Genomic DNA, 13,966 nt, shown 5'->3' with positions numbered 1-13,966 from the left:
TTTGAGCAGGTAGAGTTTCCCCTCGGACCTTTGTGCGCTTTTCAGTAACGCTACAAGGACCGATTTTAAGACATTTGAAAACCTACATTGTTGTAGGCCCCCCGCCTTGTGCGACCGCGTGAATGTGGCAGCGAGCGCCCCAGCTATTGAGCTGTGGGAGCGAAAAGTGGCCGATAGTATGCGGTGACGCTTGTGAGGTGGGAGGAACCGCAACGAGAAAGGCGTAAGGTCACATTTTATGACCATGACCGATCCAATCGCAGACATGCTGTCTCGCGTGCGTAACGCAAACCACGCACACCATGACACCGTGTCCATGCCTTCTTCTAAGCTCAAGGCTAATATCGCTGAGATCTTGAAGTCTGAAGGCTATATTGCTAACTACACCGTTGAGGATGCCAAGGTTGGTAAGACCTTGACCCTCGAACTGAAGTACGGCCCTGCACGTGAGCGTTCCATTTCTGGCGTTCGTCGCGTGTCCAAGCCAGGTCTTCGTGTGTACGCAAAGTCCAACAACCTGCCGAAGGTACTCGGCGGCCTGGGTGTGGCTATCATCTCCACCTCCCACGGCTTGCTGACCGATCGCCAGGCACACGAGAAGGGTGTAGGCGGAGAAGTTCTCGCCTACGTCTGGTAAGGGAGGAGCGAAAATATGTCACGTGTTGGTAAAGCACCTATCGCTATTCCTGCAAACGTTGAGGTAAAAATCGATGGCCAGTTCGTTGAGGTTAAGGGCCCAAAGGGTACCTTGTCTCACACCGTAGCTGAGCCAATCGTTGTTGCTGTTGAAGACGGCCAGATCGTTGTCACCCGTCCGGATGACAACCGTAAGAACCGTTCTCTGCACGGCCTGTCCCGCTCCTTGGTCAACAACCTTGTTGTTGGTGTAACCGAAGGTTATACCATCAAGATGGAGATCTTCGGTGTTGGTTACCGTGTACAGCTCAAGGGCAAGGACCTCGAGTTCGCTCTTGGCTACTCTCACCCAGTGCTGATCGAAGCACCTGAGGGTATCACTTTCGCCGTTGATGGCAACACCAAGTTGTCTGTCTCCGGTATCGACAAGCAGAAGGTCGGACAGATCGCCGCCATCATCCGTAAGCTCCGTAAGGACGATCCTTACAAGGGCAAGGGTATTCGTTACGAAGGCGAGCAGATCCGTCGCAAGGTCGGAAAGACGGGTAAGTAAGCATGAGCAACAACGAGAACAACAACGGCAAGCGTACGCCGGTGGGCAAGGACATCTCCACCCGTCGTCGTGTCGCACGCGCGCGTCGTCACTTCCGTATCCGCAAGACCCTGCGTGGCACCCCAGAGGCTCCACGTCTTGTCGTACATCGCACCGCACGCCACATGCACGTCCAGGTTATCGACGACCTCGCTGGACACACCTTGGTCGCTGCTTCCTCTATGGAAGCAGATGTGCGCGCAGTAGAAGGCGACAAGAAGGCAAAGGGTGCCAAGGTTGGCCTGCTCATCGCTGAGCGCGCCAAGGCAGCTGGCATCACCAAGGTCGTATTCGACCGTGCCGGTTATAAGTACCACGGCCGTGTTGCTGCACTGGCCGACGCAGCTCGTGAAGGTGGTCTGGAATTCTAATGATCATCTCTATTAACAACAACGGAAGGAACGCCTAATGTCCGGACGTGAACGGCGTGACGGCGGACGCTCCGCCGATGAGAATAAGAACGAGCGCCGCGGTGGACGCCGCGACGATCGTCGTAACCAGCAGCAGGACGAGCGCTCACAGTACATCGAGCGTGTCGTAACCATTAACCGCGTTTCCAAGGTGGTCAAGGGTGGTCGTCGCTTCAGCTTCACCGCTTTGGTTATCGTTGGTGACGGTAAGGGCTTGGTTGGCGTTGGTTATGGTAAGGCCAAGGAAGTTCCGGCAGCTATCCAAAAGGGTGCAGAAGAAGCACGTAAGAACTTCTTCCGCGTTCCAATGGTTGGCGGCACCATTACTCACCCAGTTCAGGGTGAAGCAGCAGCAGGCGTCGTTATGATGCGTCCAGCTGCCGCTGGTACCGGTGTTATCGCCGGTGGTGCAGCACGTCCAGTGCTTGAATGTGCTGGCGTTCAGGACATCCTGTGCAAGTCCCTCGGCTCCGACAATGCAATCAACGTGGTTCACGCTACCGTTGATGGCTTGAAGCAACTGGTTCGCCCTGAAGAGGTAGCAGCCCGTCGTGGCAAGACCCTCGAAGAGGTTGCTCCAGCTCGTATGCTGCGCATCCGCGCAGGACAGGAGGCTTAAACAATGGCCCTCAAGATCACCCAGAATAAGGGACTGGTTGGTGCTAACCCTAAGCAGCGCAAGAACATTGCCGCTCTTGGACTTAAGCGCATCGGCCACTCCGTCGTCCGCGAAGACAATGCGGCTGTGCGAGGCATGATTCAGGTTGTGCGTCACATGGTTACTGTCGAAGAAGTGGCAGGGGAGTAAAAAATGAGCGATGTAATTAAGCTCCACGATCTGCGCCCAGCAAAGGGTGCAAACAAAGCAAAGACCCGCGTTGGTCGCGGTGAGGCTTCCAAGGGTAAGACTGCTGGTCGCGGTACCAAGGGTACCAAGGCACGCAAGCAGGTTTCTGCTGCATTCGAAGGTGGCCAAATGCCACTGCACATGCGTCTGCCAAAGCTCAAGGGCTTCAAGAACAACAACAAGGTTTACTACCAAGTTGTGAACGTTGCAGACCTTCAGCAAGCATTCCCTAACGGTGGCGACGTTACCGTTGCTGACATCGTTGCAGCAGGCCTCGTGCGTGCAAAGCAGCCTGTCAAGGTTCTCGGCGAAGGTGAATTGACTGTCAAGCTCAACGTCACCGCTGAGAAGTTCTCCAAGTCTGCAGTCGAGAAGATCGAAGCAGCTGGCGGCACCGTTACACACGCATAATTGATGCTTCATCAATTTCAACGCTAAGCTCGCTTAGCCTTGAGCAATCAGCCTCGTATGTATCTGTCAAAGATATGTACGAGGCTTTTGTTATAGCACAAACTTTCAGAAGTTCGACCGGCTGTGACTACCTACTGTAGCGTCGGTCCGGTCGGTTGATCACGCACACACAGCACATGAAAGACTTGTAATAGTCAGTTCTGTTAGCTGCTCGATGGTTCGTTGCAATGTGTGCTCGAAAAAATCTTGCCGTTCAGGAAACGATGACCGATGGTTGCGTCGATAAGCGAGTTGATAATGTATGACGCCCAAAAGCGTACACATTCCGAAGGTGAGTATTTTCACGTTTCTTTACGTCGGCACCGGAAGTGTGGGGCAGAAAACTCGCTCTGACATGCTAAAAAGCGTTACATCCGGGTCTTGATGGGCACCTGTGGTAGTGGAGCAAGATAATTCACATTTCGTTGTGTTTAGCGATAAGCTAAAGAGACATCAGACCTTTGCCGCATAGTAAGGAACGAACGACCGTGAGCTTGAACGACACTATTGATTATTCAGTGAACAAAAAACTGGTCCTGATGAACACCGACCTGCCGCGTTATTTCGTGCGTACCATTTTGGCAGGTGCCTATCTCACTCTTGGTACCGCGTTTTCTGCAGTGATGGGTGATCGTGTCGAGCAGCTCTTTCCTGGGCTGGGGCTTCCAGTGTTCGCGATGTTCTTCTTCGTAGGTTTGGCATCAATTATTTTCCTGAACGCGGAACTGACAACCTCCAATATGATGTATGTCGGCTTCGGGCTGGTTCGGAAGAATATTAATGTGGCAAATGGTGCCAAGTTGTTAGTGCTGTGCACCATTGGCAACCTTGTCGGCGCCGCACTTGCCGGTGCAGCCTTGGGACAAGCCTATATTTTCGGACACATGGATGCGGATCACTTAGCATCCGTAATTTTGCACGCGAAAATGGTCAAACCTTCGAGCGGTATTTTCGTAGAAGCAATTATCGCCAATTTCGTGGTCAATATGGCAATTATCGCCGTACTGTTGCTCAAAGATGCCACCGCAAAGTTCTTCACCCTGGTAGTGATTATCGGCATGTTCGTGGGACTGGCAACAGAGCACGTGATTGCGAACTTCTCCTTGGTAAATATCGTCGGCTTTGCTGCGCATCCATATCCAGAACATTTTGATGTCGCGCATGTACTGCACAACTGGTTATTCGCATGGCTGGGTAATTTTGTTGGTGGCGGCTTGCTTATGGGCGCAGTCTATGGCTGGTTGAACAAAGGAAATGAAGCCTACCGCGACTAGTGCACGTCTTTGATCTTCTACCGCTGAAAAGATCTTCTTATTTCCGTATGGCCCCATGTAGAACGCCTGTTCTATGTAGGGCCATTGTTGTCGCTGGTGATGTGATGTGCCAATGCGAATGCAACAGTGGTGGTATGCAATCGTGCATGTGTATGTAACTCGACTGTAATTGCTTGACGACGCCTGTGCACGCGCACAAGGTTATGGCAATTTCATAGGGGTAAGCTGAGAATAATAAGAAAACCTTGTCATAAGCAGGGAAGATAAACCAAATTGTATCCACCCATGAGGGGACATAGTGTGCTTGATTATTTTTGGGGTGGTAGAGTTATTTAGTCAGTCATTGTCAAAGTTTTCTCACTACCGAATTTTCCTGTGAGGCAAACACGAGCACAAGGTAACTAACACCTCTTTCGCCGATTCGCCGGCAAAGTAATGTTGTACCCTGGGAGGCTTTAGTGTCCGCTATTCTTCAGGCATTCAAAGATGCAGATCTGCGCAAAAAGATCATTATCTCAATTGCGCTGATTATTTTGTATCGCGTTGGTGCCCAGATTCCGGCGCCTGGTGTGGATTATGCATCCATATCCGGCCGTCTGCGTGAACTTACCGCAGACTCTTCGAGTGTTTACTCACTCATTAACCTATTTTCAGGTGGTGCGTTGCTCCAGCTGTCTATTTTCGCAATCGGTGTGATGCCGTACATTACTGCATCGATTATCGTTCAACTCTTAACCGTGGTGATTCCACGATTCGAGGAGTTGAAGAAAGAAGGCCAGTCCGGCCAGGCGAAAATGGATCAGTACACTCGCTACCTCACCTTAGGACTTGCACTGTTGCAGTCCTCGGGCATCGTCGCACTTGCTGACCGTGAGCAGCTGCTTGGTCAAGGCACACGAGTATTAAAGGAAGGCCGCTCCGTTTTTGATCTGGTCTTGCTGGTACTGGTGATGTCTGCCGGCGCCATCTTGGTCATGTGGATCGGTGAGCTCATCACAGAGCGTGGTGTTGGCAACGGTATGTCCTTGTTGATTTTCGCTGGTATCGCCACTCGTATTCCTGCTGATGGTGCAGGTATTCTGGCAGGCTCTGGTGGCTTGATCTTCACCCTGGTGCTGATCGCAGTCATTATCTTGGTTGTTGGCGTGGTCTTTGTTGAGCAAGGACAGCGGCGTATCCCAGTGCAGTATGCAAAGCGTATGGTGGGTCGTCGTCAGTATGGTGGTTCGTCTACCTATTTGCCGCTTAAGGTGAATCAGGGCGGCGTGATTCCGGTCATCTTTGCGTCTTCGCTGATCTACATGCCTATTTTGATCACCCAGATTGTGAATTCTGGATCACAAGAAGTTGCTGATACCTGGTGGCAGCGAAATGTTATTCAGTATCTGCAAACGCCATCGTCTTGGCAATATATCATTTTGTACTTTGCCCTCATTATCTTCTTCTCGTACTTCTATGTTTCGGTGCAATACGATCCACATGAGCAAGCCGAGAATATGAAGAAATATGGTGGCTTCATTCCTGGTATCCGTCCAGGTAAGCCAACTGCAGATTACCTCGGATACGTGATGAACCGCTTGCTGTTTGTTGGCTCTTTGTACCTCGGACTGATTGCAGTTCTGCCAAATATTATGCTTGATTTCGGCGTGAATGCTTCATCTGGCTCCACTCCATTCGGTGGCACTGCTATTCTGATTATGGTGTCGGTCGCACTGACCACAGTGAAGCAAATTGAATCTCAGCTCTTGCAAAGTAACTACGAAGGACTTTTGAAATAATGCGTATCGTACTCCTCGGCGCTCCAGGCGCTGGCAAAGGCACCCAGGCTGCCATCTTGTCTGAAAAATTGAGCATTCCTCATATCTCAACTGGTGATCTCTTCCGTGCAAATATTGGCGAAGGCACCCCTCTTGGACTTGAAGCCAAGGAGTACATTGACGCCGGTAAGCTCGTACCAACCGACGTTACGGCACGCATGGTCGAAGCGCGTTTGGCAGAAGCCGATGCAGCAGAAGGTTTCCTGTTGGATGGTTTCCCACGCACGGTTGAACAAGCCGAACTTCTCGACGCTATGCTCACCAAGGCAGGCGCCAAACTCGACGCCGTCGTTGAATTCCGTGTATCTGAAGATGTAGTTGTCGAGCGCATGTTGGCACGCGGTCGTGCTGATGACAATGAAGAGACAATCCGTACCCGCCTTGCAGTGTATCGCGATGAGACTTCACCACTGATTACTCACTATGCAGATCAGCTCATCACGATCGTGGCTGAAGGCAGTGTGGAAGAAATCAACGCTGCAACAATGGACGCGTTACAGAAGTAATTATTTCAGCTTAAACGCCAGTGGATGACGTTCACTGGCGTTTTGGTGTATTGGTCGTGAGAACATTGATATCTCGCTGTATATAACGAGCATCGTGTGCAGGTGCGTTGGCAGGCGGGAAACAAGGTTGCAATGGGTATCAGTATCCAGTGCATCAGTGATGGAACACTGAAGGTGTAAGATCTACACCGATACTGTGAATAGTGAATTCACACGCAAGTTTTTGAAAAGAAAAAGGTTCTACTATGGGCTTTCGCAAGCGTCGTAAAGTAATTCCAGCAAAAACACCTAGCGAGCTCGATGCCATGCAGGCTGCAGGTGAGATCGTCGGCAAGGCACTGCAAGCGGTGAAGGCTGCGGCGAAAGCAGGTGTTTCGACTCTCGAGCTCGACGAGGTGGCAGAAGAAGTGATTCGTGCCAATGGCGCGATTCCAACGTTTAAGGGGTATCAAGGATTCCCTGCATCGATTTGTTCTTCGGTCAACGATGAGATCGTCCATGGCATTCCGAACGCAAAAGCCGTGCTCAAAGAAGGCGATCTGGTGTCGATCGACTGCGGTGCAACGCTTGATGGTTGGGTTGGCGATTCCGCGTGGAGTTTTGGTATCGGTGAGTTGGATGCCAAAGCGCAAGCATTAAATGAAGCGACCGAGTGGGTCTTGGCTCAAGGTATGAAGGCGATGGTGCCTGGAAATCGGCTTACGGATGTGTCTAACGCGCTAGAAGTCGCAACGCGCAAGGCAGAACAAAAGTGGGGCGTGAAGCTGGGTATTGTTGATGGCTATGGTGGACACGGCATCGGACACACGATGCATGAAGATCCGTGGCTGCCAAACGAAGGTAAGGCCGGACGTGGTCCAGAGATTCAAGAAGGTTCAGTGCTGGCTATTGAACCAATGCTGACGCTAGGATCTGTCGATTCATTCGTGCTTGACGACGACTGGACGGTTGTCAGCGCTGATGGTTCATGGGCAGCGCATTGGGAGCATACCGTGGCGGCGACGAGTGGAGGACCACGAATTTTAACTCCGCGTTATGAATAATAGTTGATATATCACCCCCGTGTGTTAATGTCCTTTGCAGGGCATAATACTCAATGGTAAACGGTGAAAGAGTTAAGAAGTGGCAGGTAGTCTTTCTTGATGTGAGCAATTGAACATGCTTATTGATTGACTCAGAAACTGTAATGGGGTAAACCAACTCCCAATTTGTGAATAAGAACGGTTATAGTAAGAATTATGAATATGAACAAACGTCCAACACGCAATCATTCAACAAAGCGTCGTGTTGCTGCGATCGCTGGTTCGATTGTTGCAGCTTGCTCGCTAACGGTAGCTATGCCAGAAGCACAGGCGCAATCTTCAACTGCACTCAGTAGCGTGTTCACTGGCGCACAAGATCAGGCATGGGAGAGCCGTACGAGCCTATTCCATACAATTGATGCCTTGATGCCAGGTGTTCCAGGACAAGTTATCAAAAATGCCATTGATAATATTTTCAACGGCATCTTCCCAGGCTTAATTGCCCAAAAAGATGCGGAAGCACAAAAGCGTGCTGAAGAAGCCAAGATGCGCGCCGAAGAAGCCAAGAGGCGTGTTGAAGAAGAAGCAGAGCGTGCCCGCAAGGCATCGTTTAACTACGGTTCTTGCCCAAAGCATGCGCGTGCCTGCATCGATCTGACCGGACAGCGTACCTGGCTGCAAGAAAACGGCGTAGTGAAAGATATGCGCGAGATTGCGATGTCCTCTGGCGCACCAGGTTGGGAGACTCCAAAAGGTACCTTTAAGGTGCAGCGCAAGGTGAAGGATGAAGTCTCCTACATCTTCAACAATGCGCCGATGCCATACTCTGTGTACTTCACGAACACTGGCGTTGCGTTCCATGAAGGCGATATTAATCTTTGGTCACATGGTTGTATTCACCTCAAGCACGACGATGCAGTTTTCTACTGGAATAATCTCAAGGTAGGCGACACTGTATACGTCTACTAAACGACCTATACATGAGTGATGAGTATTGAGATGCTCATGCGCTCAAAAATCTTAGCAAAGCGGTAGTCAGCAGTGGCTGCCGCTTTGTTCATTTCTTGGCAGCGATGAAGTGAAGTGGGAAGATCTCGCGGTGTTGCTGAGTAACACTGCTATCTATGTTGTTGGATGTTTGTTCGGTAGAGAGATTTCTTTATATGGTGCGAGGTGGGGTGATGCTATGGAGTAACGCTGTGGAGGGCGATGAGTTGGTGAGGCTGTGGCGTGACGCTGTGGCGTGATGCTGTGAAGAGCGATGAGTTGGGTGATTGTTCGAGTGGGGAGATCGAACACGAGTGGATCGGAGACTTTGGTTGGTGATAAGGAACCGGTGGAAGTGTTTGTGGGGAACAGAGCGAAAGATTAACGGCGTGTCGATCACACAGGTTTGAAAATCTTGTACTTCGTTAGGTAATTTTCGAAAAAAGGTGTAAGATGGAAAAACGGTGCCAGACTCGATTGTCTGCACTGTCTTAGTAGTAAACGAAAGAACTGGCTTTAAGCTGGGGAAATGCAGAGGATATGGCTAAAAAGGAAGGCGCTATTGAGGTTGAGGGTCGCATTGTCGAACCGCTACCAAACGCAATGTTCCGCGTCGAGCTGGACAACGGACACAAAGTACTTGCGCACATCAGTGGCAAGATGCGCCAACATTACATCCGTATTCTTCCAGAGGATCGAGTTGTAGTGGAGTTGTCTCCATACGACTTGACCCGTGGGCGCATTGTTTACCGCTACAAATAAACTATAAGCCTTCATGCTTCACTGATATTGCGTGAATGAGCAGGGTAGAGGTTTCTCTCACCTGCTTGTGCAATATCACCCACACCTCCGGCCGCGGTGGCTGGAGCCTCGTGTAACGAATCCCATCGACCCGGCACCGATCCGGGCAAAAGCGATAATTGGCGAGGACGAGCATGGAGAAAACCACCGTAACAACCGGAAAGGTAAGCCATTATGGCACGTCTCGCTGGTGTTGACCTCCCACGCAATAAGCGTATGGAGGTAGCACTTACCTATATTTATGGCATCGGCCCAGCCCGTGCTGCTCAGCTGCTCGAGGAGACCGGCATCTCTCCTGACCTGCGTACCGACAACCTCACTGATGAGCAAATTGCTTCTCTTCGTGATGTTATCGAAGCAACTTGGAAGGTAGAGGGTGACCTCCGCCGTCAGGTTCAAGCTGACATTCGTCGCAAGATCGAAATCGGCTGCTACCAAGGTTTGCGCCACCGTCGTGGCCTGCCTGTTCGTGGCCAGCGCACCAAGACCAACGCTCGTACGCGTAAGGGTCCTAAGAAGACCATCGCCGGAAAGAAGAAGTAATTCATGCCTCCAAAAGCACGCGCTAACGCACGCCGCACTGGACGTCGCGTTGTCAAGAAGAACGTGGCTGCAGGCCACGCATATATCAAGTCCACCTTCAACAACACCATCGTTTCCATCACGGATCCTTCCGGTGCTGTTATTTCTTGGGCATCCTCCGGCCACGTCGGTTTCAAGGGTTCCCGTAAGTCCACTCCATTCGCTGCACAGCTTGCTGCTGAAAACGCTGCACGCAAGGCAATGGATCATGGCATGAAGAAGGTTGAAGTATTCGTCAAGGGACCAGGTTCTGGTCGCGAGACCGCAATCCGTTCTCTCCAGGCTGCAGGCCTTGAGGTTACTGCGATCTCAGACGTCACTCCACAGCCATTCAACGGCTGCCGCCCACCAAAGCGTCGTCGCGTTTAAAGAAAGGAAACAGGTAACTTACTATGGCACGTTATACCGGCCCAGTAACCCGTAAGTCCCGCCGTCTCCGCGTCGACCTTGTCGGCGGAGACCGAGCATTCGAGCGCCGTCCATATCCTCCAGGACAGGCCGGCCGCAACCGCATCAAGGAATCCGAGTACTTGCTCCAGCTGCAAGAAAAGCAGAAGGCAAAGTACACCTACGGCGTTCTTGAGAAGCAGTTCCGTCGCTACTATGCTGAAGCAAACCGTCTTCCAGGTAAAACCGGTGAGAACTTGGTTATTCTGCTGGAAGCACGCCTTGACAATGTTGTGTACCGTGCAGGTTTGGCACGTACGCGTCGTCAAGCACGCCAGCTTGTATCACACGGCCACTTCCTTGTGAACGGCAAGAAGGTTAACGTTCCTTCTTACCGTGTCTCCCAGTACGACATCATCGACGTTCGTGATAAGTCACAGAAGATGGTGTGGTTCGAAGAGGCTCAAGACAACCTCGGTGATGCAGTCGTACCTGCATGGCTCCAGGTTGTTCCTGCTAACCTGCGCATCCTCGTGCACCAGCTGCCCGAGCGCGCTCAGATCGACGTTCCGCTGCAAGAACAGCTTATCGTCGAGCTTTACTCGAAGTAATTTCTGTTCTCTTGCACGCATGTTTGGTACATGGGTGCACAAGATACAGGAATCTTTCAAGTTTCAATTTTTATCCTTTCCGCCCTCGCAGACGTCAAATAGTGGTCGTCATAACTAGGAGAGTTCAATGCTCATTTCTCAGCGCCCAGCCCTCAAAGAGGAAGTTATCGACAATGCTCGCTCACGGTTCATCATCGAGCCATTAGAGCCAGGTTTCGGTTATACCCTCGGAAACTCGCTGCGTCGTACCCTGCTGTCATCCATTCCAGGTGCTGCAGTGACCAGCGTTAAAATTGACGGTGTTCTCCACGAGTTCACCACCATTTCCGGTGTGAAAGAAGATGTTTCTGACATCTTGCTGAACATCAAGGGTTTGGTTATCTCATCTGATTCTGACGAACCAGTTGTGATGTACATTCGCGCCGAAGGCCCAGGTGTTGTCACTGCTGGCAGCATCGAGCCACCAGCTGGTGTGGAGATCCATAACCCGGATCTGCACATCGCTACCTTGAATGAGCAAGGCCGCTTGGAGATGGAAATGGTTGTTGAGCGTGGCCGTGGCTACGTTCCAGCAACGATGTTCTCCGGTACCACTGAGATCGGTCGCATCCCGGTTGATCAGATCTACTCTCCAGTATTGAAGGTGAGCTACAAGGTGGAAGCTACTCGTGTTGAGCAGCGCACCGACTTTGACAAGCTCATCATCGATGTAGAGACCAAGAACTCCATGGCTCCACGTGACGCACTGGCTTCTGCAGGCAAGACACTTGTTGAACTCTTCGGGCTTGCTCGTGAGCTCAACGTGGCTGCTGAGGGTATTGAAATTGGGCCATCTCCGCAAGAATCTGAGTACATTGCTGCTTATGGTATGCCAATTGAGGATCTTCGCTTCTCGGTACGTTCCTACAACTGCCTGAAGCGTCAAGAGATTCATACCGTTGGTGAACTGGCAGAATGCACTGAGTCTGATTTGCTGGATATTCGTAACTTCGGACAGAAGTCCATCAACGAAGTCAAGATTAAGCTTGCTGGCTTGGGCTTGACTTTGAAGGATGCTCCTGAAGATTTCGATCCAACCCAGTTGGAAGGCTATGACGCTGAAACCGGCGACTATGTTGATTTAGACCAGGAAGATTCCGAGTAAAACGCTCTCAGCTCAGGGTTGGTAAGTGTTACTGCCCTGAACGCGCTCAATAAACACTTGTACATGAGGAGTACATAAATGCCTACCCCAAAGAAAGGCGCCCGTCTCGGCGGTTCCGCGAGCCACCAGAAGCATATTCTGTCGAACCTCGCTGCACAGCTGATTGAACACGGCGCTATCAAGACCACTGACGCAAAGGCTAAGCTGCTGCGTCCATACGTCGAAAAGCTCATCACCAAGGCGAAGGGCGGCTCTGTTGCCGACCGTCGTAACGTGCTCAAGCTGGTTCCTAACAAGGAAGTAGTTGCACACCTTTTCGACAACCTCGCACCTAAGTTCGAGAACCGTGCAGGTGGCTACACCCGCATCATCAAGCTCGAGAACCGTAAGGGCGACAACGCTCCAATGAGCCAGATTTCCTTGGTTCTTGAAGAGACCGTTTCCGCAGAAGCTAGCCGCGCAACTCGTGCAGCTGCTTCTAAGGTTGCTGAAGAAACTGCTGAAGAGAACTAATTCTTTCACGCTGTGAGCCCTGTTCCACCATTGTGTGGAGCAGGGTTTTCTGCGCGTTGAGCGGTACCTTAAGTACAGGTTGTGACGCGGCAGCACGGCGGTTGCAAGCGCGGGCGAGGTCGCGGCGTGGGGAACACGGCGTCGGTACAGCGCTGTCGGCAAGGCAACGCGAGAGCACCAACCAGACGGCAAAGCGGTAACGTCCACCAGGTGGCAACGCGGCGTCGGCAAGCTAACGTCTCTGAGCCTTCACCCAGCATGAAGCATGGCTTACGCATCTATATGAAACGATCCAACGTAACGGTCGAGCTTCTCACTGCCTAGCACAATAGTCGGGAACAGCGTGGTGCTAGCTTGGAAGTTTCTCGGCACATCAAAGGTTTTTCGCGATTCGGCCGTCGCGATTCGAGCATCGAAACAGAAATTAGCTAAGCTAGGCGATAATATGACTGCTTCTTTTATAAACCCTCATGATCCTGCCGCTTCGGAATTGGTGCGCATTCGCCTCGACCTTGCCTACGACGGTACTGCGTTCCACGGATGGGCGCGTCAAGGAGATTCTGATCTGCGCACTGTCCAGAAGGTCTTAGAAAATGCTCTGGCCTTGATTTTGCGTTGTCCAGTAGCGCTAACTGTGGCAGGGCGTACGGATGCAGGCGTGCACGCTACCGGCCAAGTTGCCCATATGGATATTCCGCGAGCAGCGCTTGCCACTCGAAGCATTGATGGCACACCAGAAAACCTTGTGCGTCGGCTGGCACGGCTGCTGCCAACTGATGTGCGCGTGCATAACGTGAGTTTTGCGCCACCAGGTTTTGATGCGCGATTTTCTGCTTTACGACGCCACTACATCTACCGGCTGACCACGCACTCACGTGGTGCCTTGCCAACCCGTGCGACTGATACCGCCCACTGGCCTAAACAGATCTCGCTGTCGATGATGCAAAATGCGGCTGATCAGCTCATCGGGTTGAATGACTTTGCGGCATTTTGTAAGTTCCGTGAAAACGCGACCACCATTCGAGATCTGCAAATATTTCAGTGGCGTGACGTTTCTACGGTAGCAGAACCACAGACCTATGAAGCACATGTAGTCGCCGATGCTTTTTGCTGGTCAATGGTGCGTTCCTTAGTTGGTTGTTGTTTGGTTGTTGGTGAAAATAAGCGTCAGCCAGATTTTGTCGCATCGTTATTGCATGAGACCTCGCGTAGCTCGCGGGTACCAGTCGCACCTGCCAACGGTTTGTCGCTGGTGCAAGTTGATTATCCTGACGATCACTTACTTGCAGCACGTGCAGATATGACCAGAGCACGGCGTGATTGTGAAGATACCAGCAGCGCTACTGAAGTCATGCCAACTGAGCGCACACCAACTGAGCGCACACCA

Annotated in this window: 17 protein-coding genes and 1 pseudogene; all 18 read left to right on the top strand. The window is 51.5% G+C overall.

Annotated elements, in window-relative coordinates; all coding sequences use genetic code 11:
* The first annotated feature begins 238 nt into the window (after positions 1-238).
* Complete coding sequence (gene rpsH / locus NXS99_RS04825) at positions 239-637, top strand: 30S ribosomal protein S8 (RefSeq protein ID WP_259287531.1); 399 nt, start codon at positions 239-241, stop codon at positions 635-637.
* A gap of 15 nt (positions 638-652) precedes the next feature.
* A complete protein-coding gene (gene rplF, locus NXS99_RS04820) occupies positions 653-1,189 on the top strand; it encodes a 50S ribosomal protein L6 (protein WP_259287530.1) in 537 nt (178 codons plus the stop codon).
* A gap of 2 nt (positions 1,190-1,191) precedes the next feature.
* Positions 1,192-1,599, top strand: a complete 408-nt coding sequence (gene rplR / locus NXS99_RS04815; protein ID WP_259287529.1) for a 50S ribosomal protein L18 — start codon at positions 1,192-1,194, stop codon at positions 1,597-1,599.
* A 37-nt stretch (positions 1,600-1,636) separates the two neighbouring features.
* Positions 1,637-2,257, top strand: coding sequence for a 30S ribosomal protein S5 (gene rpsE / locus NXS99_RS04810; RefSeq protein ID WP_259287528.1), 621 nt, complete (start codon positions 1,637-1,639; stop codon positions 2,255-2,257).
* A 3-nt stretch (positions 2,258-2,260) separates the two neighbouring features.
* On the top strand, positions 2,261-2,446 hold the full coding sequence (gene rpmD, locus NXS99_RS04805; RefSeq protein ID WP_259287527.1) for a 50S ribosomal protein L30: 186 nt from the start codon (positions 2,261-2,263) through the stop codon (positions 2,444-2,446).
* Positions 2,447-2,449: 3 nt separating this feature from the next.
* Positions 2,450-2,896: a 50S ribosomal protein L15 gene (gene rplO, locus NXS99_RS04800; protein WP_259287526.1), complete on the top strand. Its 447-nt coding sequence runs from the start codon at positions 2,450-2,452 to the stop codon at positions 2,894-2,896.
* Positions 2,897-3,474: 578 nt separating this feature from the next.
* On the top strand, positions 3,475-4,209 hold the full coding sequence (locus NXS99_RS04795; RefSeq protein ID WP_259287633.1) for a formate/nitrite transporter family protein: 735 nt from the start codon (positions 3,475-3,477) through the stop codon (positions 4,207-4,209).
* A gap of 458 nt (positions 4,210-4,667) precedes the next feature.
* Positions 4,668-5,987, top strand: a complete 1,320-nt coding sequence (gene secY / locus NXS99_RS04790) for a preprotein translocase subunit SecY (RefSeq protein ID WP_259287525.1) — start codon at positions 4,668-4,670, stop codon at positions 5,985-5,987.
* Positions 5,987-6,532 (top strand): adenylate kinase, encoded by a 546-nt coding sequence (locus NXS99_RS04785; protein ID WP_259287524.1) that lies wholly within the window; start codon positions 5,987-5,989, stop codon positions 6,530-6,532. Before secY ends, NXS99_RS04785 begins: the two co-directional genes overlap by 1 nt.
* 245 nt (positions 6,533-6,777) lie before the next feature.
* Complete coding sequence (map, locus tag NXS99_RS04780; RefSeq protein ID WP_259287523.1) at positions 6,778-7,575, top strand: type I methionyl aminopeptidase; 798 nt, start codon at positions 6,778-6,780, stop codon at positions 7,573-7,575.
* Positions 7,576-7,770: 195 nt separating this feature from the next.
* A complete protein-coding gene (locus tag NXS99_RS04775; protein WP_259287522.1) occupies positions 7,771-8,523 on the top strand; it encodes a L,D-transpeptidase in 753 nt (250 codons plus the stop codon).
* Positions 8,524-9,081: 558 nt separating this feature from the next.
* Positions 9,082-9,303, top strand: coding sequence for a translation initiation factor IF-1 (infA, locus tag NXS99_RS04770; RefSeq protein ID WP_005519800.1), 222 nt, complete (start codon positions 9,082-9,084; stop codon positions 9,301-9,303).
* A 213-nt stretch (positions 9,304-9,516) separates the two neighbouring features.
* Entirely contained in the window at positions 9,517-9,885 is a 369-nt protein-coding gene (rpsM, locus tag NXS99_RS04765) for a 30S ribosomal protein S13 (protein WP_259287521.1), read from the top strand.
* Positions 9,886-9,888: 3 nt separating this feature from the next.
* Complete coding sequence (gene rpsK / locus NXS99_RS04760) at positions 9,889-10,293, top strand: 30S ribosomal protein S11 (protein ID WP_259287520.1); 405 nt, start codon at positions 9,889-9,891, stop codon at positions 10,291-10,293.
* A 23-nt stretch (positions 10,294-10,316) separates the two neighbouring features.
* A complete protein-coding gene (rpsD, locus tag NXS99_RS04755; protein ID WP_259287519.1) occupies positions 10,317-10,922 on the top strand; it encodes a 30S ribosomal protein S4 in 606 nt (201 codons plus the stop codon).
* Between the two features lie 127 nt (positions 10,923-11,049).
* A complete protein-coding gene (locus tag NXS99_RS04750) occupies positions 11,050-12,066 on the top strand; it encodes a DNA-directed RNA polymerase subunit alpha (protein ID WP_259287518.1) in 1,017 nt (338 codons plus the stop codon).
* A gap of 78 nt (positions 12,067-12,144) precedes the next feature.
* A complete protein-coding gene (gene rplQ / locus NXS99_RS04745) occupies positions 12,145-12,579 on the top strand; it encodes a 50S ribosomal protein L17 (RefSeq protein ID WP_259287517.1) in 435 nt (144 codons plus the stop codon).
* Between the two features lie 445 nt (positions 12,580-13,024).
* Positions 13,025-13,915 (top strand): annotated as a pseudogene (truA, locus tag NXS99_RS04740) (tRNA pseudouridine(38-40) synthase TruA); the annotation flags it as partial.
* Between the last annotated feature and the right edge of the window lie 51 nt (positions 13,916-13,966).

The organism is Corynebacterium sp. HS2168-gen11, from assembly GCF_024834075.1.
Classification (GTDB): domain Bacteria; phylum Actinomycetota; class Actinomycetes; order Mycobacteriales; family Mycobacteriaceae; genus Corynebacterium.
The sequence above is the reverse complement of the archived record's forward strand: the minus strand, read 5'-3'. Positions and strand labels throughout refer to the sequence as shown.